20 protein-coding genes are annotated in these 18,835 nt (G+C 33.7%); 14 read left to right on the top strand and 6 right to left on the bottom strand.

The annotated features are described in order from the left end of the window. The first annotated feature begins 14 nt into the window (after window positions 1–14). The 3 genes from AC0IXC_RS07135 (at window position 15) to AC0IXC_RS07125 (ending at window position 3,587) form a co-directional block, all read left to right on the top strand. Window positions 15–1,895 (top strand): FtsX-like permease family protein, encoded by a 1,881-nt coding sequence (locus AC0IXC_RS07135; protein WP_471652752.1) that lies wholly within the window; start codon window positions 15–17, stop codon window positions 1,893–1,895. A 119-nt stretch (window positions 1,896–2,014) separates the two neighbouring features. Continuing rightward, window positions 2,015–2,302 carry an AbrB/MazE/SpoVT family DNA-binding domain-containing protein gene (locus AC0IXC_RS07130; RefSeq protein WP_002012401.1) on the top strand — a complete coding sequence of 96 codons (288 nt, stop codon included), beginning with the start codon at window positions 2,015–2,017 and terminating at the stop codon, window positions 2,300–2,302. Between the two features lie 334 nt (window positions 2,303–2,636). Beyond that, window positions 2,637–3,587, top strand: coding sequence for a serine protease (locus tag AC0IXC_RS07125; protein WP_002012402.1), 951 nt, complete (start codon window positions 2,637–2,639; stop codon window positions 3,585–3,587). Window positions 3,588–3,627: 40 nt separating this feature from the next. Here AC0IXC_RS07125 and AC0IXC_RS07120 read toward each other — a convergent pair whose 3' ends face one another. Then, the gene (locus tag AC0IXC_RS07120; protein ID WP_340813822.1) at window positions 3,628–3,936 is read right to left on the bottom strand and encodes an ArsR/SmtB family transcription factor; all 309 of its coding nucleotides are present in this window, start codon (window positions 3,934–3,936) and stop codon (window positions 3,628–3,630) included. A gap of 107 nt (window positions 3,937–4,043) precedes the next feature. Between AC0IXC_RS07120 and AC0IXC_RS07115 the strand changes: the two genes are divergently transcribed. Both AC0IXC_RS07115 and AC0IXC_RS07110 read left to right on the top strand, forming a co-directional pair. Continuing rightward, the gene (locus AC0IXC_RS07115; protein ID WP_063226473.1) at window positions 4,044–4,979 is read left to right on the top strand and encodes an aldo/keto reductase; all 936 of its coding nucleotides are present in this window, start codon (window positions 4,044–4,046) and stop codon (window positions 4,977–4,979) included. A gap of 49 nt (window positions 4,980–5,028) precedes the next feature. Next, complete coding sequence (locus AC0IXC_RS07110) at window positions 5,029–6,204, top strand: MFS transporter (protein ID WP_061689812.1); 1,176 nt, start codon at window positions 5,029–5,031, stop codon at window positions 6,202–6,204. Between the two features lie 185 nt (window positions 6,205–6,389). Here AC0IXC_RS07110 and AC0IXC_RS07105 read toward each other — a convergent pair whose 3' ends face one another. After that, window positions 6,390–6,614, bottom strand: coding sequence for a hypothetical protein (locus tag AC0IXC_RS07105; RefSeq protein WP_002012407.1), 225 nt, complete (start codon window positions 6,612–6,614; stop codon window positions 6,390–6,392). An 84-nt stretch (window positions 6,615–6,698) separates the two neighbouring features. Next, window positions 6,699–7,046, bottom strand: coding sequence for a DUF4257 domain-containing protein (locus AC0IXC_RS07100; RefSeq protein WP_000426320.1), 348 nt, complete (start codon window positions 7,044–7,046; stop codon window positions 6,699–6,701). A gap of 197 nt (window positions 7,047–7,243) precedes the next feature. Here AC0IXC_RS07100 and AC0IXC_RS07095 point away from each other — a divergent pair, with 197 nt between their 5' ends. From AC0IXC_RS07095 to AC0IXC_RS07075, 5 genes are all read left to right on the top strand, one after another. Further along, the gene (locus tag AC0IXC_RS07095) at window positions 7,244–7,771 is read left to right on the top strand and encodes a DinB family protein (RefSeq protein ID WP_002189339.1); all 528 of its coding nucleotides are present in this window, start codon (window positions 7,244–7,246) and stop codon (window positions 7,769–7,771) included. Window positions 7,772–7,953: 182 nt separating this feature from the next. After that, window positions 7,954–9,003 carry a ribosome small subunit-dependent GTPase A gene (rsgA, locus tag AC0IXC_RS07090; protein WP_471652751.1) on the top strand — a complete coding sequence of 350 codons (1,050 nt, stop codon included), beginning with the start codon at window positions 7,954–7,956 and terminating at the stop codon, window positions 9,001–9,003. A gap of 208 nt (window positions 9,004–9,211) precedes the next feature. Further along, the gene (locus AC0IXC_RS07085) at window positions 9,212–11,194 is read left to right on the top strand and encodes a methyl-accepting chemotaxis protein (RefSeq protein ID WP_002086101.1); all 1,983 of its coding nucleotides are present in this window, start codon (window positions 9,212–9,214) and stop codon (window positions 11,192–11,194) included. Window positions 11,195–11,358: 164 nt separating this feature from the next. Next, entirely contained in the window at window positions 11,359–11,664 is a 306-nt protein-coding gene (locus tag AC0IXC_RS07080; protein WP_002086100.1) for a hypothetical protein, read from the top strand. Window positions 11,665–11,930: 266 nt separating this feature from the next. Then, entirely contained in the window at window positions 11,931–12,299 is a 369-nt protein-coding gene (locus tag AC0IXC_RS07075) for a DUF3979 family protein (RefSeq protein ID WP_002086098.1), read from the top strand. 33 nt (window positions 12,300–12,332) lie between these two features. Here the strand turns inward: AC0IXC_RS07075 and AC0IXC_RS07070 are convergent, their stop codons facing one another. Beyond that, entirely contained in the window at window positions 12,333–13,373 is a 1,041-nt protein-coding gene (locus AC0IXC_RS07070; RefSeq protein ID WP_471652750.1) for a YkvI family membrane protein, read from the bottom strand. 235 nt (window positions 13,374–13,608) lie between these two features. On the opposite strand from AC0IXC_RS07070, the gene AC0IXC_RS07065 reads away from it, so the two are divergent. The 3 genes from AC0IXC_RS07065 to AC0IXC_RS07055 all read left to right on the top strand — a co-directional run bounded on the left by AC0IXC_RS07065 (window position 13,609) and on the right by AC0IXC_RS07055 (window position 15,821). Beyond that, window positions 13,609–14,052, top strand: coding sequence for a Dps family protein (locus AC0IXC_RS07065; RefSeq protein WP_002012416.1), 444 nt, complete (start codon window positions 13,609–13,611; stop codon window positions 14,050–14,052). A 108-nt stretch (window positions 14,053–14,160) separates the two neighbouring features. Further along, the gene (locus AC0IXC_RS07060; RefSeq protein ID WP_000488199.1) at window positions 14,161–14,625 is read left to right on the top strand and encodes a DUF3939 domain-containing protein; all 465 of its coding nucleotides are present in this window, start codon (window positions 14,161–14,163) and stop codon (window positions 14,623–14,625) included. Window positions 14,626–14,879: 254 nt separating this feature from the next. Next, window positions 14,880–15,821 carry an alpha/beta hydrolase gene (locus AC0IXC_RS07055; RefSeq protein ID WP_471652749.1) on the top strand — a complete coding sequence of 314 codons (942 nt, stop codon included), beginning with the start codon at window positions 14,880–14,882 and terminating at the stop codon, window positions 15,819–15,821. A 52-nt stretch (window positions 15,822–15,873) separates the two neighbouring features. Here AC0IXC_RS07055 and AC0IXC_RS07050 read toward each other — a convergent pair whose 3' ends face one another. Together AC0IXC_RS07050 and AC0IXC_RS07045 are read right to left on the bottom strand one after the other, a co-directional pair. After that, window positions 15,874–16,875, bottom strand: a complete 1,002-nt coding sequence (locus AC0IXC_RS07050) for an LLM class flavin-dependent oxidoreductase (protein ID WP_471652748.1) — start codon at window positions 16,873–16,875, stop codon at window positions 15,874–15,876. A gap of 104 nt (window positions 16,876–16,979) precedes the next feature. After that, the gene (locus AC0IXC_RS07045) at window positions 16,980–17,171 is read right to left on the bottom strand and encodes a DUF3896 family protein (RefSeq protein WP_471652747.1); all 192 of its coding nucleotides are present in this window, start codon (window positions 17,169–17,171) and stop codon (window positions 16,980–16,982) included. 187 nt (window positions 17,172–17,358) lie between these two features. Here AC0IXC_RS07045 and AC0IXC_RS07040 point away from each other — a divergent pair, with 187 nt between their 5' ends. Continuing rightward, entirely contained in the window at window positions 17,359–18,822 is a 1,464-nt protein-coding gene (locus AC0IXC_RS07040) for a flavin monoamine oxidase family protein (RefSeq protein WP_471652746.1), read from the top strand. Window positions 18,823–18,835 lie beyond the last annotated feature (13 nt).

Below are 18,835 nucleotides of genomic sequence, written 5' to 3'. Positions count from 1 at the left end.
GGCGGAGAAGTAGTATGAACATTAGAGAACTCGCATTTCGAAATGTAACGCGAAATAGACGAACATACTCAGCTTATTTTTTGAGTAGTGCATTTGCAATTATGGCCTTTTTTGTGTATTCATTTTTTGCGTTTCATCCGGCATTAAGTGCTGGAGAATTAGGACAGTACGTATTCGTAAGTATGTCTTTTGCGCAGTCTATTATTTACTTATTTACATTCTTCTTTATTTTATATTCAATGGGAATGTTTTTAAAAACGAGAAAGCGTGAACTAGGAATTTTAATGATGCTAGGTATGACGAAATATCAATTAAAGCGTCTTATCTTCTTTGAAAATATAATGATTGGAATAGGAGCAATAATTTTTGGGATTCTTTCAGGTATGTTGTTTTCAGGGATATTAATATTTGTAGCTCCGATGATATTAAAACTAGATATCTCTTTATCCTATTACATACCGATGAAAGCGATTGTTGTAACGAGTATTATGTTTTTCGTATTATTTATGATCATTTCATTGTTTAGTGCAGGAATGGTTCGTAAAAATAAAATTATGAAATTGTTTAGAGGATCAGCAGAGGCGAAGCCGGAACCGAAGGCATCTATAATTTCTTCTATATTAGCAGTAGTATTGCTTAGTGCTGGCTATGCAGGAGCTCTTATGTCACATGGTGCAATGGTATTTATAATGATGATTCCTGTTACAACGGTAGTCATTATTGGTACGTATTTGCTGTACAAGCAGTTGAGTGTCTTTATTATTCGATTATGTAAAAAAAGTAAACGTTTCTATTGGACACAGACAAATATTATTACTTTGTCAGATTTAGCATACCGTATGAGAGATAATGCAAGGATGTTCTTTATTGTAACGATTATTTCAACTGTAGCATTTTCAGCAATAGGTACATTGGTTGGGTTTGCTTCGATGACGAAAGAAATTATGGACAGACCAATTGCGTTTCACTATCAGTCTAAGCAAGGTAATAGCAATGAGTCACAGCATCTGAAAATCATTGACGAAGGATTAAAGAAACATAATATAGCAGCTTCAAAAATAAATATTTCATCGAAGAAAACGGAGGAGCAGTCGTTAAGAAGCGCCATTTTTATAAAAGAATCAGATTATAAAGAATATGCAAAGTTAACAGGAGAACCATTTAATAGTGTATCAAATAAAGAGGCTTTATTTTTGTCAGTCGAAATACCCGGACCACCGATGAAAGAAAGAAAAGAAATTACTTTACCAAATATGAATGAACGTTTAAATGTGAAAAAAGTTAATACTTCTTCATTAAGTAAAATACTAAGAGGTAATGTGTATGTAATCTCTAAAAATCAATATGATTCATTACAAGATGGATTTAAAGAAGAAAAAGATTATATGTATAAAACACAATCCGCGAAAGATGAAATTGAGGTCGGTAAGGAACTTACGCTTCAGATGAAGCCTTATGAAGAACATTCAACGTTTAGTGCAGAAGAGTACGATCAAAATCAAAGTCTACAAATCGCAGGACCCATTTTATTTGTAGGTTTCTTTATTGGTATTGTATTTTTCGTTTGTGCAGGAAGCTTCCTTTACTTCCGTTTATTTTCAGATTTGGAGGACGATACTCGTTTATTTGAAATGATTCGAAAAGTTGGATTGACGAGAGGGGAATTATCGAAAGTAGTCACAATCCGCTTAGCGCTTTTATTCTTCGTTCCAGTTGGAGTTGCAACATTACACGGGGCAGTAGCATTAACTGCGTTAGGACAAATGTTTGAGTACTCACTGTTTAAAGAAAATACAATTGTATTAAGTATTTTCGTAGGTATTCAAGTTGTATACTTCTTAATTATAAGATCGCGTTATTTAAAACAATTGAAAGAAAGATTGAATATTCGTTAAATGTGTTTTTTTAACTTTTGTACTATATTTTCTAAAAAGAGTAAGGCATTACCAAATATATAGTGATAAAATGAAAATAGCGAGGTGAAAAAAATAATAGAGAGTAAGGGGGGAGTAACATGAAAGCAACAGGAATTATTCGAAAAGTAGATGAATTGGGACGGATAGTTATTCCTAAAGAATTACGAGATGTATTAGGAATACAAATCAAATCACCACTTGAAATTTTTGTAGAAGAAGACAAAGTCATTTTACAAAAATATCAACCTTACAATGCTTGTCAAATAACAGGTGATGTTTCAGACCAAAATATTTCATTAGCAAATGGAAACATTACTGTTAGTATAGAAGGCGCAAAACATGTAATAAAAGAAATTGAGCAGTTTTTGAACAAGAGTAAGATTTAGTCTTAATTTATCCAGCTATTTGTGGGCAGTAAAACTCCCACCTCAAAACTCGGCTGAAGAAAAGAAGTTGGGTGGGAGATCAACTGCCCGTAAAAGCCCGATTGGTGAGGGCTAATAATCAGTGGGGGATGAACACCCCCCACTGATTATAGTTTCACTTTATATTATTCTTTTGAAAAACTGAAAAAGAAAAGGACCATAATGGGTCCTTTTCTTTTGTTTATTGAGAAATATTTGAGAGGAAGGGAAATGGAACGAATAAAACGAATGTTAAATCTAAACGCATTCAATAGTGGTCTGAAATGAAAATAATATATTTTCAGGAGGGATTACGATGAATAGTAGTACAGCGAATAAACAAAAAGGCATTAAATTAATTCCGTTTACTGTAAATAAAGTGGTTGAACAAGTAAATGAAATTCCACCAGGTGTACAATTGATTCATGCTCCGCAAGTATGGGAAAAGAGCGCGAAAGGAAAAGACATTGTCGTTGCTGTTTTAGATACAGGTTGTGATGTAAATCATGTAGATTTAAAAGATCGTATTATTGGTGGGAGAAATTTCACAAAAGATTATGAAGGAAATCCCAATATTTATCTTGATAATAATGGGCATGGTACTCATGTAGCGGGGACAATTGCAGCGACTGAAAATGGAGTGGGTGTACTAGGAGTCGCACCACTTTCTAAAATGTTAGTTTTAAAAGTATTAGCTGGAGATGGTTCTGGAAGTTATGAGCAAATTATTGAGGCCATTCATTATGCTGTAAATTGGAGAGGACCGAATAAAGAGAAAGTGAGAATTATTTCAATGTCACTTGGTGGTCCGCAAGATGTACCAGAGTTACATGAAGCTATTCAAAATGCGGTAAAACAAGACGTACTTGTCGTGTGCGCTGCAGGAAATGATGGAGATTGTAACGATGATACTGAAGAATTAGATTTTCCAGGTGCTTATTCTGAAGTAATTGAAGTAGGTGCTGTTAATTTAGAGCGGAAAATTTCATGCTTTAGTAATTCAAATCAAGAAATTGATTTAGTAGCGCCGGGTGATGAAATACTGTCTACGTATCCAGAGGGGAAATATGCGGTATTAAGTGGTACTTCAATGGCGACGCCGCATGTCGCTGGGGCGCTAGCACTTCTCATAAAGCAGTGTGAGAGAGAGTATGGTAGAAAATTATCAGAGCCGGAAATATATGCGCAACTTATAAAAAGGACTGTACCTTTAGGGTATGAACGTACATCTGAAGGGAATGGATTAATAGATTTATTAAAAGAATAGTAATTACTAAAAAACATCTCATATTTATATGAGATGTTTTTTAGTATGGTTCTGTCGCATGTATTACAACATCTAATAAACCAGGGAATCTAGTATTTAAATCTTCTTCACGAATTGAAATGAAACGTTGCGTTCCCTCAAGTCGTGTAAACATAACACCAGATTCACGTAAAACTTTGAAATGGTGAGATAAAGTTGATTTCGCAATTGGAATGTTTAACGCACCACAAGATTGTTCATTTTTCTCTAGTAGCATAGTTACAATTTGTAAACGAATTTGATCGCTAAGTGCATATAAGACAGAAGAGAATTGAATTTCTTCTCGATTTGGATGATAGAGAGTACGCATTTTTTCACCTGCTTGTATAAGTTAATATATTTGCACTATAACATATAAAGTGGTATATTTCTATTGTTCGAATATAATCGAACAATAGAAATATAGGGGGATAAAAAATGAAGTATACAAAATTGCAAAAGGCAGGACTAAATATTTCGAAGTTGGGGTTAGGAACAAACGCTGTTGGGGGACATAATTTATATGCTGATGTGAATGAGGAAGAAGGAAAAAGATTAATAGAAGAAGCAATTCAGCAAGGGATTACATTTTTTGATACAGCAGATTCATACGGTTTCGGTAGATCAGAGGAATTGGTAGGAGAAGTATTAAAAGGAAAACGCCACGAGTTTGTACTTGCTACAAAAGGTGGAATTCAGCCGTTATTAAATGGAGAGGTTCATATTAATAATGAACGAAGCTATTTAAGAAATGCTGTGGAAAATAGCTTAAGAAGATTACAAACTGATTATATTGATTTATATTATTTACATTTTACAAATCCTGAAACAAGTTACATAGATTCAATTGGGGAGCTTACTCGCCTAAAAGAAGAAGGGAAAATTCGTTCAATTGGAATATCTAACGTAAATGTAGAGCAACTAAAAGAAGCGAATCAGCACGGACATATAGATGTTGTACAATCACCATATAATATGTTGGATCGTGCTGCTGGGGAAGAACTTTTGCCATATTGTATAGAATCAGGTATTTCATTTATTCCGTACGGGCCTCTTGCCTTTGGGATACTAGGCGGTAAATATACAGAAGATTTTAAATTAAACGAAGGCGATTGGCGTCAAAGTGTAAATCTATTTGAAGAAAATACATATAAAAATAACTTTAAAAAAGTTGAGATGTTAAAAGATTTAGCTAAAGAAATGAATCTTGAAGTATCACATTTAGCTTTAGCGTGGCTATTAAATAAAAAAGGAATTGATACTGTTATTCCTGGTGGGAAACGAGCGGAGCAAATAAGAGAAAGTGTAAGAGCAGTGGATGTTTCATTGAATGAAAAAGTTATGAAAGAGATTGAATCTATTTTAGAAGATTAGTTGAAAAGAGGGATAGGGCCCTCTTTTTATATAAAAGGAGAAGGTTTAAATGAAAAGAGTGCTAGCTGTATTCTTTACGATAATGTTTATGATTGGTACAGATACTTTCTTAATTTCACCACTTTTGCCGACATTACAACAAGTGTATCATGTATCAACTGAATTATCAGGATGGATGGTGAGTTCATATGCTTTAGGATACGCTGGATTTGCGCTTATCGCTGGTCCTATATCAGATGGCTTAAACAGAAAAAAAGTGATGGTATTAGGAATGAGTTTTTTTGCATTAAGTACATTTTTGTGTGGAATGGCACCGAGTTTTTTATGGATGCTAATATTTAGATTTTTAGCAGGTGTAAGTGCAGCTTTTGTATCTCCACAAGTATGGGCATCTATTCCGCTCCTTATAGAGAAGAAGCAAATTGTAAAAGCAATTGGAATTGCAACAGCAGGGTTATCAATCTCCCAAATTTTAGGCCTGCCAATTGGAGCATATTTAGCAACGATACATTATACAACACCATTCTTCGTCATTGGTATATTATCAGCACTACTTGTCGTTCTTATTTATGTAGTATTACCAGAAATACAACCGGTTCATATAGGTGGAAGTAAAACAAACATCTTAAAGCGCTATAAACAATTACTTACAGATTCAAAGGTTTCACTTTCTTATTTTGCATATTTTGTTTTTCAAACTGGTAATTTTGCTGCATTTTCATTTTTTGGTGTATGGCTTTCCATTCAATTTGGCTTACAAGTCCATGAAATAGGAACAGCTATGCTCGTATTAGGGTTAGGAAATTTAACAGGGAATATTTTTGGCCCAAGAATCGTAAATAAAATTGGTTATAACCTTTCTTTCTATGGTGGAATTGTATTTACAGCTGTGCTATATGTATTACTTCCTCATGTAAAGAACATTATATTTGTGGAGTTATTATTCTTTGTTTTATTTTTTGTGACAGGAATTTTGTTTGTATTGATGATGGGGCGCTTACAAAATATGTCTAGTATAGCAAGAGGAACAGGAGCCGCTCTTGCTAATGCTTCTATGTATATTGGCCAAATGATTGGAGCGGCAATAGCAGGAATGTTATTTGCAGCATCTCACAATTTTATACTTGTAGGTAGTTTTACTGCGTTACTATATATAGGAGCTTTATTTTTGTTTAGAAAAAGTGAAAAGCTTAGTGAAGATAGTGAAACAGGAATTGCATCATAAAGCCTTTAAAAATAAATCGGAGAAATCCAAAAAAATAAAAAATCCCTAAAGAGATAGGGATTTATATATCGGCATATAGTTCCTTGGAAAAGGATATACTTAGTTTAACATATAGGAATACTTATATTTGTGAAATAGATGTGAAAGTAATGTGAAAAATGCCGTAATAAAAAGCACTGTTTTAGCTAAAACAGTGCTTTTCGTTTAGATTGAACTGTTGCCGCATTTTCATCATGTATTCCTGCTTCTTCAATAATTCGTTTTTTTACTTTATTTAATAGATGGTCTACTGCCTCACCAAAATAGTTAGCTTCGCTTTTTGTGCGGGCTTCTCGTAAACATTTATAGTTTTCTAGCAGTTCCTCTTTTTCGGTGTTTGTTAAGAAATCTTCTATTTTCTTTTTTGTCATACGAAACACCCTTTCTTCTGACAAACGACGCAATAGAAAATAATTATTTTTTATTATAACAATAATTTTTAGAGAAAGTATAGACTAACGTCGTAATAGTTTGTCAATTTCTTGGATTTTCTCATCAGCTTTCCCAATTTGCGTATTTTTAGCCTGTTCACCACCAAGAGCTTGGTGAAGTAAAAACGTTTGACCGGAAATAGCGGTCACAATGGAGACTTTTATAATTTCTTTTATTAAGGTGACATCGAATAAAACGAGTCCAAGAAGTGCGGCGAGGCTACCTGTAAAAATATCAGTTAAAAATCCAAAATGAAAAAAAGTTTTTAAACGGCGTGGAAGCAATAACTTGCCTTGGTTATTGATTAGATGGGAAACGAAGCCAGTAATGCCACCAACGAGAACTGCGGTTAGCCATTGATACATTTCCATCGAATCCACTCCTTTTAGTGAATAAGATTCGATAATTTTATATTGATTCCTTTTAATATTTCATATAAGCATATTGAGAAAGTTTGTTTAGGTTTATTCCGTATTCAATTTAATTTTAACAGAAAAATCTGATATATTTCAGTCATATTATATGAAGCGGTTATTCCTTAATATGAATGTAGAAAGGGGTGCGTGATATGAATATAGATTATCGAATAAGAAGTGTAGATGGTTATACAAAAAATATAGGGGAATTAGTAAGCATGCTGGAACATACGAGGGCTGTAACATTCCAGGAAATAAACGAGCTATCAGTTGAACAATTAGATTTAATTATGCCAAGTGGTGGGAATTCAATTGGCGCCTTATTAAAACATATAGCAGCTATAGAAAAAGCCCATCAGCTTATTTCATTTCAAAATCGTGACTTTACAAAAGAAGAATTAGAAATATGGGAAGACGCACTGTATTTAGGGGAAGTTGGGAGAACGATTCATGGTCATGAAATACAGTATTATGTACAACTTTTGCAAAGTGTTCGAGAAGAGTCGCTAAAGTATTTGAGTGAAGTAGATGATACATGGCTAATGTCAGAAAGAAAGTGGCCTAATGGCGTAGCGTATAATCAGCACTACCTTTGGTTTCATGTGCTAGAAGATGAAATTAGTCATCGCGGACAAATTAAAATGCTAAAAAATAAGTTATTTGAAAATTACGTTAAATAAGGTAGCTTTTTAAATCAATATTCCATATAATGAGAGTAATTAAAATAAGAACGGGGTGATGTATTATGGCGAAATTAACTTATATGAATAATAAACCAAATACAAAGGTGGACGGAAAGGGCGATACTCTATAAGTGAGCGCACAATCCTTCCACTAAGTTCAAACTAGGGAGGATATCAATTTGGATCAAAATATTTTAGAATCTTTCGGATGGGATTCTTTTTTTGAAGAACAAGCTGTAGAGAACTATGAAGTAGGGCGTATTTTACTTGAGCATAAGCATATATATCGGATTATTTGTAATGATGGTGAATATGTAGCGGAACTGTCTGGGAAGTTTCGTCATGAAGCGTTAACGAAGGGAGATTATCCGGCAGTTGGGGATTGGGTATATATAAAGAAAATAGAAAATGAGAAAAAGGCAATTATTCACCGTATTTTTCCGAGAAGAAGTTCTTTTTCAAGACAAGAAGCTGGTAACAGAACTGAAGAACAAATTATCGCAACAAATGTAGATTATCTATTTTTAGTGAATGCACTTAACCATGATTTCAACGTAAGAAGGATGGAACGTTATTTGCTGGTGGCTTATGAGAGCGGTGCAATGCCTGTTATTGTTTTAACGAAGAGTAGTTTATGTGAAGATGTGGAACAGAAAATTGCAGAAACTGAAGCGGTAGCAATCGGTGTTCCTATATTTGTTGTTGATAGCTTAGTGTACGTCGGAATAGAATCATTGCAACAATTTGTTTCACCAGGAAAAACAATTGCTTTAGTTGGATCTTCAGGTGCAGGGAAATCTACTTTATTAAATGCATTAATAGGAACAGCTGTAGCAAAAACCGGAGATATACGTGAAGAAGATAGTAAAGGAAGGCATACGACAACTCACCGTGAATTGTTCCAATTACCGAGTGGCGGTTTAGTAATTGATACGCCTGGTATGAGGGAACTTCAGCTTTGGGAAGGAAGCACGGCAATTCAAACTACATTTTCCGATATTGAAGATCTTGCAAATACTTGCCGCTTTCGAGATTGTAAACATGAAGGTGAACCAGGATGTGCAGTGCGAAATGCTATAGATAACGGAACTATACCCGTAGAGCGCTTACTAAGCTATAAAAAGCTGCAAAGAGAATTGGCATATGTTATGAGAAAACAAAACATTACTCTGGCAAGAGCGGAACGAGATAGATGGAAAAAGATTTCTAAACAACATAAAAAAATGTAAAAAACCAAAGGATTATTCCTTTGGTTTTTTGTATTTGTAAATTTTATAATAATATTATTCATATATATAGACAAAGGGGGGATATTTGTTTAAACTTTACAAGGTGTTTATCAAAAACGAATTGTAAAAATAGAGGATAGGGAATGGGATATATTCATAATTGGTTATTTATCTTTAAAACTTAATATTTAAATGTAGGAGGTTTATAATGAGTAAACTGTTAAGGTGGTTTCGAGATATAAAAGTAGCAAAAAAGCTATTAATTTCATTTTTGATAATTTTAATTGCGGCTGTCTCTATTATTGGAGGAATGTCTTATCAAACGGCTAAAAAGAATTTTGAATCACAAATTACGAGTAGTGCTCACGATAATATAAAAATATTAGATAATTTAATCAATCAAATGATTGAGGCGAAATTTAACGAAGTAAATAACTTTGCACGAGTGATTCATAGTGATATGTATCAAGGAGATAATCAAGATGAATTAAGAAAGGTATTATCTCAATATATTAATTTAAATAAAGATATTGAACAAGTATATGTTGCCGGCAATGATAAGAAATTTGTGCAAGAACCAAATATACAAATGGCAGCAGATTATGATCCAACAACTCGTTCTTGGTATAAAGATGCAGTGAGTAAACAAGGTGGAATCGTGGTCACTGAACCGTATAAGGCGAAAGGAAATGGACATATTGTCGTAACGATTGCGAAACAAACAGAAGATAAAAATGGTGTTGTTGCGGTAGATTTAAGTTTAGAGAATTTATTGAAAACAACAAAGTTAATCAATATTGGTAAAAAAGGATATACTTTCATTTTAGATGGAAAACAAAAAATAATTGCGCATCCTCAAGAAAAACCAGGAGATAAAGCAGCTGATTCTTGGGCAAAGAGAATTTACGAAGATAATCAAGGCACTTTTTCATACACGTATGACGGTAGTGAAAAGAAAATGGTATTTGCTACAAACTTAAAAACAGGTTGGAAAATCGGTGGAACGATGTACTCAAATGAAGTAATTGAAGCTGCTCAGCCTGTATTTTATAATATGTTAATTGTTATGCTTATTTCATTAGTTGTAGGAGGGGCACTTATTTATTTCGTAACTCTTTCTATTACAAAACCTTTAAAGAGATTAGTTGCCACTTCTAAAGAAATAAGTGAAGGAGATTTAACGCAAACAATTGAAATTAATTCAAACGATGAAATCGGTCAACTTGCAAAAGGTTTTAATGAAATGACAGATTCACTAAGAACGTTAATTGGAAGAATTAATACTTCAGCAGGGCATGTTGCAGCGGCATCTGAAGAGTTAACCGCAAGTGTGAGACAAGCGAGTGAAGCGACTGAACAAATTACATCAGCAATGGATGAAATATCAAGTGGTGCAACGACGCAAACAGCAAGCGTAGAAAATGGTGCTATGTTACTGTTTGATGTAACAGAAGGGATTCAGCATGTAGCAAATAGCTCATCATCTATTAATACTGCTTCTGCTCACACTCGCGAAAAAGCAGAAGATGGTGGAAAGCTAGTTGGAAAAACAGTAAATCAAATGCAATCTATTGCGGAATCTGTTTCACAGTCAGATGCTGTTATTCAGTTGTTGAATAACAAATCAAAGCAAATTGGTGATATTTTAGAAGTTATTCAAAATATTGCAGATCAGACAAATCTTCTAGCTTTAAATGCAGCAATTGAGGCTGCAAGAGCTGGTGAGCATGGAAGAGGCTTTGCAATTGTTGCTGATGAAGTACGAAAATTAGCAGAACAATCTAGTGTATCATCAAGTGAAATTAGTAAATTAATTTGTGAAATACAAGATGATATGAGTAAGACAGTAAAATCTATGAATAATGTAAATGAAGAAGTGCAATCTGGACTTGTTATTGCAAATGAAACAAAACAAAATTTCACTGAAATTTTACAATCTACAAATGAAATTGCTGACCAAATTAAAACGATGGTTGAAACAGCTAATGGGATGTCAAAAGGTGCAAATGAAGTATCTATTTCGGTTGGTCAAATTGCTATGACGGCACAAAATAATGCGACGAGTACACAAAGTGTTGCAGCGTCAGCTGAGGAGCAGTTAGCTTCTATGGAAGAAATTGGTTCTGCAGCTGGAACACTATCTCAAATGGCTGAAGAGTTACAAGTATTAATTGAAAGATTTAAAGTATAAAAAGGGGAGGCTGTCTCAAAATAGCATTAGTGCTATTAGAGACAGTTTTTTAGCTGATAAACGGATTAGAGGTTCAATGTATTTAATGTTTGTCGAAAAATAGAGGAATTTGTTAAGCGGGTGTATAATTAATATAATATAGACTACGTTTAAAGGAGATCAGTATGGGAGTGTATTGGGGAACGAAAAGACATTCTTGGCTTAGCTATGTCTCGTTTTGGTTAAGCATTTTATTCTTTGTTGCTTTTTTAATTGAAGTGTTTGTATTTAAAACACTTTCAAATAGCTCATTACAAATCGTTAAATACTTTTATTTTATATTTGTCCCATTAAATATCATTCTTAGTTTAAGGTTATTATTTAAGAAGAATGAAAAGAAAATATTACCGATTTTTAGTTTAATTGTATCACTATTATTTGCAAGTTTAATTATAGTGTTAGCATTAGCAGCTACAGGAAAATTCTTATGAGGAGAGTGATATAAATTACTCTTCTTTTTTGTGGTTTTTTAAGAGTTATAAGTAGTATGTAGGAAATAAGGAAAGTGATAAGTTATCAGTAAGAGGACGTACTAGTGAATAGAGAGTGAACTGAAAATACTATATGTTTTGTATGTGTATATAAAGCAAATGAATGCAGTAAGATTCGTGATATATGGTACAATAAACATGGATAGTGATAGAGATAAAGGGTATATAAAATACTCATCGTTTTTTAGTAAGAGAGGGGTTATCTTATGCTGTACGAGGATTTGATGACATTATTCCAAGCTGCTCCGATAGAATTGGATAGAGGCGGCTGGAAATATATAATCCAGGAACAAAATGATAATTATGAAATTGTTGATGAAATGTTAAAAAAGCAAATGAATGTTGAATTGTATTTTAATGAGTATGATGAGGTGAAAATCACTTTATATAAAGATGGAAGCCCTATTACTACTATGCAAAGAATTGCTATTTCAAAAGTTGAGTTGGATGAAGAGGAAGACGGCATTCAATTCGTATTGGAACGCATGCCAAGTCGAATGATTCGTTTGCAATTAAAGCCATATCTTGCAGTAGAAATGGGGCCGTACTGGGAAGTATGTGAAGACTGTGAATGAAGATGAAAAACATCCGTATACACGGATGTTTTTTTATGTTTTTTGAAGTTTTTTAAAGGCAATAATCGGTAGTAAAATGATGCTCACCCAACCGATAATAGGATATAGAATATGAAGTAATTCACTATATCCAATGAAACTAAAGCAATAACTAATTAGTAATATGAAGTAAATAATGTTATTACTTTTCCATCCGGTAATGGATTGCATTTGTTTTGTCATTCCGAATATATTCCCAACTAATGTTGTGAATACTTCACCAAAAATGATAAGAACAAAGAAAAAATGGAAAGTTGCATTAAACCTTCTTACAACTTCAGCCATTGGGATGTTATATTGATAAAATTGTTCAACTGATAATATTGCTAGATGGCTACATAATAAAATAAAGCAAAGCCCCGCGCCGCCTAAAATACCACCCCATAAAATAGCTTTTCGATCTTTTACTTCACTGGCCAATGGGACGAGAACACTTTGGGCGAGAGACAGATTTAATGCAACATATGTAATAGGGCTAGTAATCCATTTCATATTCCAACTTTCTGTAGGAACGGTGTCAATAATAGGAGTTGTACCATGAATAAGGGTTGTAATAGCAAGTCCGATAATGAAAATCATCATAATAGGTACGACAAGTGTATTCACTTCAAAAACACCTTGTAATCCCCGGCTCCCAATAATGAGGCAGGCGATGACTGTGATGAAAATACCAAGTTGTCTTGGGAGACGAAGTTGTTCTTCAAATACTGCCCCAGCTCCTGATAACATAACGCTAGTTACGCCAAATAATACGAGTAATAATAAAGTATTTACGACATTTCCAAATACATCCCCAAATAAATATTTATTAAATTCTTGCGCTGAAAATGCCCCGATTTGTGATGAAAGTAACATCATTTTTGTACCGAGCCAAATAAAAAAAAATCCACTTATACATATGCCAATGGTTCCGTACAATCCGTTAACTGTAAAAAATTCGACAATTTCTCGCCCAGTAGCAAATCCAGCTCCAACGACCGTTCCGATATAAGTAGCAGCGACTTTCTTTGCTACTTGCCATTGTTGATTGTCCATGTTATCCCTCTTTCTTCTATGATGAGCTTGACTTACTATTATGCATATGTGTGAGCTTGGACAATTAGACATATGAAGTAGTTGAAAGGATACATGAATTATATGATATTAGGGAAATATTAAGGTTGTTAAAACTTTGTTACATAAAAGCTGTTCATTCAAAAGAATAGGGAATGTATGGTAAAATGAAGTTAGGTCATTAAAAGATAGTAACATGATAAGAGGGGTGGATTGTATGAGTACGAAAACGAATGTTGTTGAAGTATTAAACAAGCAGGTAGCAAACTGGAATGTATTATATGTCAAACTGCATAATTATCATTGGTATGTGACAGGACCGCACTTCTTTACATTACATGAGAAATTTGAAGAGTTTTATAATGAAGCAGGAACATACATTGATGAGTTAGCAGAGCGTATTTTAGCGTTAGAAGGAAAACCGTTAGCGACAATGAAAGAGTATTTAGCAACTTCAACTGTAATCGAAGGGACAAGCAAAGAGTCTGCAGAAGAAATGGTGCAAATTTTAGTAAACGATTTTTCTGCACTTATTCAAGAATTAAAAGAAGGTATGGAAGTAGCTGATGAAGCTGATGATGAAACATCGGCTGATATGCTATTAGCAATTCATACGACATTAGAACAACATGTATGGATGTTAAGTGCATTCTTAAAATAAACATAAATGGATTAAAGAAAAACTCTATCGAAAAATTCTTTCAATAGAGTTTTTTATGATTTTTCAGTTTTCTTTTATGCTATAATATAGTAAAAAGGAGGCGATACAATGTTTCGCTTTTTCAGAACTGGAAAAGAGGATAGGGAAATTACGAAAGATGAATTAGAACAAGCGATGGCGAAGTTTCTAGAAACGAATGCTAATATCGTTTATACAGTTTTAGTAAATGATGATTACACAGTAAATTATGATTTGTTAAAGCCCTATTTACCTGCATTTCCAACAAATTTTTTTCTGATAACGAAGGAAACGCTTGAAGTATTTGAACATACAGAAGAAAATTTAAACCTAGTTAAAGAAATTGATATCGTACAAAAGGCCGTAGATCAATATGTAACAGAAAAAGAAATGTTCCCAATTGTTGAAGATAGCGAAGATCGCCTCATATGCGGAGTGAAGTTAGGACCATATTTAAATCGTATATTAAAAAGAAACTTATATATTTCAGAAAAGCATTATTTAGTTTCAAGTAAACCGGATAAGAAAAAAAAGAATAGTGGGCAGATGTTATGAGAACAACAATAATATTATTGTTGTCTTTTTTTTATTAAAATATTGATTTTTCAGTTTATTTAACTTTATACTACAACTAGTGGATAGGAAGGAGTGGTGTATTATGCGTATACATACATTAACTATTAAATATCATTCTGAGAATCAGGTATTGTTAAGTTAAATTGTAGAATTTAACTATTTATACCGTGACCCTAGAATGATAGGAAGATTGGAGAAGCAATTATTATAAAAGGTTACGGGGGAATTCCTATATGGAAAATAATATGACTTATATTAAGTTATTAAATGAAACGTTACATTGTTATGCAAATAAAGGAAGTTTTGAAGCGTATTCTTATATAATGAATAATGCTAAAGATGTAATGGGTAATGAAGCACAAATATATAATTTTAAATATGCATTAGCAAGTGCAGCAGGACTTGAAGAAGAAGCGTTGCATTTAATGAAGAAAGCAATTATAGAAAATGGATTTTGGTACGAAAGTGAGTATTTAATTTCCGATGATGATTTAAAACCACTACATAAATTTGAAGAGTTTCATAGAATGGTTCAATTATGTAAAGAAAGAGAAGAATTAGAAAAGAAATCGGAACAAGCAGACGTGAAATATAAATACAGCAAACAAAATGAAAATCTACTAATAACACTGCATGGGGATCAAGAAAATATACAAATAATAGAACCATATTGGAACTCTGTAATGGAACAAGGTTTTATGCTGGCATTGCCTCAATCTTCCCAAATTCAATTTTCAGATGGATATGTTTGGGATAATATCGAAAGAGGAAGAGAAGAGTTAAAAGGACATTACAATAAGATTAAAGTGAATAAAACATTTGGGAATATTATTATTGGTGGCTTTTCTGCTGGGGCAAGAGTAGCGTTACATTCCATGTTACAAGGTGAAATAGAAGTGAACGGTTTTATTTTTGTGGCACCGTGGCTCCCGGAAATGGAAGAATGGGAAGAAATGATTGGAATATTGCATGATAAAAGCATAAAAGGATATATAATATGTGGGGATCAAGATGAAGATTGTTTTGAAGGTACACAGCAATTTGTAAAGTTATTAAAGGATAAAAATATAGAACATAAGTATAAAGTTGTGCCTAACTTAAATCATGATTACCCTCATAATTTTGATGAGTTATTAAAAGAAGCTATTGAATATATAGGAAGCAAAAACAATTGATTGGTAGTAAGAAAAGGAGATGCATCATATGTGATGCATCTCCTTTTCGTTATTATAAATTAAAAGCATCTGCCAATAGGCGATAAGAGTTTAATTTATGTTCAAATTGATGAGTAATCGTGACAATCATAAATTCGTCAGTATTATACGCTTTGCTTAAGTTTAATATTTTTTCTTTCACAGAAGACGGATCACCGACAATCATACGTTGACGATTTTCTTTTATACGGAATAGATCATAAGCACTATACGAATAATTTTGAGCAGTTTCAATAGAAGGAGTACCAGTAGTCCGTTTTCCTTGTTCTAATAGTAAAATCGATAAATCAAGGCTTGATGCAATCTTCTCCGCTTCTTCATTTGTTTCTCCGCAAATAACAAAAATAGATACGATTGATTTTTGTTTATCACCTAAATAGGAAGGTTGGAATTGTTCTTGGTAAGCCTTCATTACTTCAGGGCCACCGTATCCGTTAATGAACTGTGCAAATGCAAAAGAAGCGCCTTGCTTTGCCGCAATCAGTGCACTTTCTCCGCTAGAACCGAGCATCCACATTTCAGGAGATGTTGGGATAACTGGAGTAGCCTTTAAGTTTGCATAATGATGGTTTTCTGGTACTTGATCATGTAAGTACATAGCAACATCTGCAATTTGTTCTGGATATTGATCAAGTGAGACCATTTTACCTTCTTGAAGTGCGCGAGTTGCTATCGGCATACCACCAGGCGCTCTCCCGACACCAAGGTCGATGCGGCCCTTATAAAGTGCTTCTAAAACGCGGAAATTCTCGGCAACTTTATATGGACTATAATGTGGCAGCATAACACCACCAGAACCAACTCTAATACGGTCAGTTTTCGCGGCAATATGTGAAATGAGTATTTCTGGACTTGAACCAGCTAAGCTAATTGAATTATGGTGCTCGGATACCCAAAAACGTGTGAATCCGAGTTTCTCAACTTCTTGTGCAAGCGTAACTGTATGCGAAATAGCCTGGGCTGCTGTGCTACCATCTGAAATAGGTGATTGGTCTAATACACTTAATTTGATCATAGAATATACCTCTCAATCTTAATGTACATCCTATTATATATTTACTTACGAAAAATGCGTAATGAAATGCTCAAAAGGAAAAGTGAATAATTTTTTATCCGCTTTTAATGAGAAAACCCTCGTTCATAATGATTCATTTCGACTAAGTTTAATATATATTCGTAGTTATCAATTTCTAAATGTATTTGCTTGCGTTCTTCTTCAGTTAGTTTAACGCTAGTGAGTTTTTTACATAACTGCTGTTTTTTAAATTCTAAATGTTTTTTTGTAGCCTGATAATCGTAAGTACGTTTCATGTGTATCCATCCTTTCCATACAGTTACTATCTGTATGTTTATCATATGAAGCATGTGGAAGGGGGAGAGCTGCACCTTATGTATTTTTAGTGATTTTTCAAATTGTGGTGGTGTTATGTTTAAGTGAATTTATGAATAAAATGCACTAAACCACTAATTTGTATTTCATGAAGTAAGGGGTGGGATTGTGCAGAAAGATATAATGTTTAACAATGAGATGGATGAAACGTTAAAAGTTATAAATAAGGGATTGAAGAAGACGACACGTCCGAAACAAATCATTGTAGTAGGGGCTGGTATGGCTGGATTAGTTTCGGCATCTTTATTAAAAGCAGCAGGGCATGAAGTGAAGGTTTTTGAAGCGAACAACCGTGTAGGTGGCCGCATAGAGACAGTTAGGATGGAAGATACCGGATTATATTTAGATGTTGGAGCGATGAGAATTCCGTATTCGCATACATTAACGATGGCATATATAAGAAAGTTTGGGCTACAGGTGAGCCCTTTTATTAATAGGAATGAGACTGATATTATATATGTTAATGGCCGAAAAACAACGTTGAAACAATATGAAAAGGACCCAAGTATTTTAAAGTATCCGGTGGAAATGAACGAAGAGGGGAAAACGTCGGAGGCCCTATTATTATTAGCGGTACAGCCAATTATAAATTTTATTAAAAGAAATCCAGAAAAAAATTGGGATATTGTAGTAAAGGATTTTGGGAAATATTCTACAGGGCAATTTTTAAAGTATCATCCTTATCAATATAATACTTATTTTTCGCCAGTAACGATTGAGATGATAGGTGTTTTATTAGATTTAGAAGGCTTTTTGGAAAGGTCATTCGTTGAGACGTTACGATTTTTATACATTATGCAAGAGGAAAGTGGATTTTGTGAAATAATAGGTGGGAATGATAGATTACCAAAGTCTTTTTTACCACAATTAGAAGAAAATATTATATATAATCAAAAATTAATGAAGCTTCATCAACAAGCCAATAGTGTAACAGCCTATTACCGAAATGAGGAAACTTTTGAGTATAGTAGTATAACTGGTGATTTAGTTATTGTTACAATTCCTTTTTCAACAATGCGATTTGTAGAAGTAGATCCATTTGATTCGATATCTCATGCGAAGTGGAAAACAATTCGTGAATTGCATTATATGCCGGCTACAAAAATAGGGATTCAATTTAAAAGTCGTTTTTGGGAGGAACAAGGGCAATTAGGTGGGAGAATTATAACAGATCTTCCTATACGTTATGCGTATTATCCAAGTCATGGAATCGGTTCAAAAGGACCAGCCATTATGCTTGGGAGCTATACGTGGTCATACGATGCATTACTATGGGATGGTTTATCAAAAGGAGATCGTATCTATTACACATTACAAAATTTAGCAACAATATTAGGTGGTCAAGTATATGATGAGTTCATGTCTGGAATATCAAAGAGTTGGACATTGGATCCATATGCACTTGGAGGATTTGCACTATTTCAAGCTGGTCAAGAATCTGAATTACAACCGGTCATTGTAAAACCTGAGGGGAGAATTTACTTTGCCGGAGATCATACAACGCTGTATCACGGATGGATTCAAGGTGCGATTGAATCTGGAGTTCGTGTAGCGATGGAAGTGAATGATTAAAAAGTTTAAAATT

The sequence above is a fragment of the Bacillus sp. AC266 genome (genome assembly GCF_979253805.1).
This window is presented reverse-complemented; position numbering and strand designations above follow the sequence as displayed.

Coding starts and splice junctions, on each gene's coding strand:
- AC0IXC_RS07135 (WP_471652752.1), top strand. CDS start 15: ATGAACATTAGAGAACTCGCATTTCGAAATGTAACGCGAAATAGACGA.
- AC0IXC_RS07130 (WP_002012401.1), top strand. CDS start 2,015: ATGAAAGCAACAGGAATTATTCGAAAAGTAGATGAATTGGGACGGATA.
- AC0IXC_RS07125 (WP_002012402.1), top strand. CDS start 2,637: ATGAATAGTAGTACAGCGAATAAACAAAAAGGCATTAAATTAATTCCG.
- AC0IXC_RS07120 (WP_340813822.1), bottom strand. CDS start 3,936: ATGCGTACTCTCTATCATCCAAATCGAGAAGAAATTCAATTCTCTTCT.
- AC0IXC_RS07115 (WP_063226473.1), top strand. CDS start 4,044: ATGAAGTATACAAAATTGCAAAAGGCAGGACTAAATATTTCGAAGTTG.
- AC0IXC_RS07110 (WP_061689812.1), top strand. CDS start 5,029: ATGAAAAGAGTGCTAGCTGTATTCTTTACGATAATGTTTATGATTGGT.
- AC0IXC_RS07105 (WP_002012407.1), bottom strand. CDS start 6,614: ATGACAAAAAAGAAAATAGAAGATTTCTTAACAAACACCGAAAAAGAG.
- AC0IXC_RS07100 (WP_000426320.1), bottom strand. CDS start 7,046: ATGGAAATGTATCAATGGCTAACCGCAGTTCTCGTTGGTGGCATTACT.
- AC0IXC_RS07095 (WP_002189339.1), top strand. CDS start 7,244: ATGAATATAGATTATCGAATAAGAAGTGTAGATGGTTATACAAAAAAT.
- AC0IXC_RS07085 (WP_002086101.1), top strand. CDS start 9,212: ATGAGTAAACTGTTAAGGTGGTTTCGAGATATAAAAGTAGCAAAAAAG.
- AC0IXC_RS07080 (WP_002086100.1), top strand. CDS start 11,359: ATGGGAGTGTATTGGGGAACGAAAAGACATTCTTGGCTTAGCTATGTC.
- AC0IXC_RS07075 (WP_002086098.1), top strand. CDS start 11,931: ATGCTGTACGAGGATTTGATGACATTATTCCAAGCTGCTCCGATAGAA.
- AC0IXC_RS07070 (WP_471652750.1), bottom strand. CDS start 13,373: ATGGACAATCAACAATGGCAAGTAGCAAAGAAAGTCGCTGCTACTTAT.
- AC0IXC_RS07065 (WP_002012416.1), top strand. CDS start 13,609: ATGAGTACGAAAACGAATGTTGTTGAAGTATTAAACAAGCAGGTAGCA.
- AC0IXC_RS07060 (WP_000488199.1), top strand. CDS start 14,161: ATGTTTCGCTTTTTCAGAACTGGAAAAGAGGATAGGGAAATTACGAAA.
- AC0IXC_RS07055 (WP_471652749.1), top strand. CDS start 14,880: ATGGAAAATAATATGACTTATATTAAGTTATTAAATGAAACGTTACAT.
- AC0IXC_RS07050 (WP_471652748.1), bottom strand. CDS start 16,875: ATGATCAAATTAAGTGTATTAGACCAATCACCTATTTCAGATGGTAGC.
- AC0IXC_RS07045 (WP_471652747.1), bottom strand. CDS start 17,171: ATGAAACGTACTTACGATTATCAGGCTACAAAAAAACATTTAGAATTT.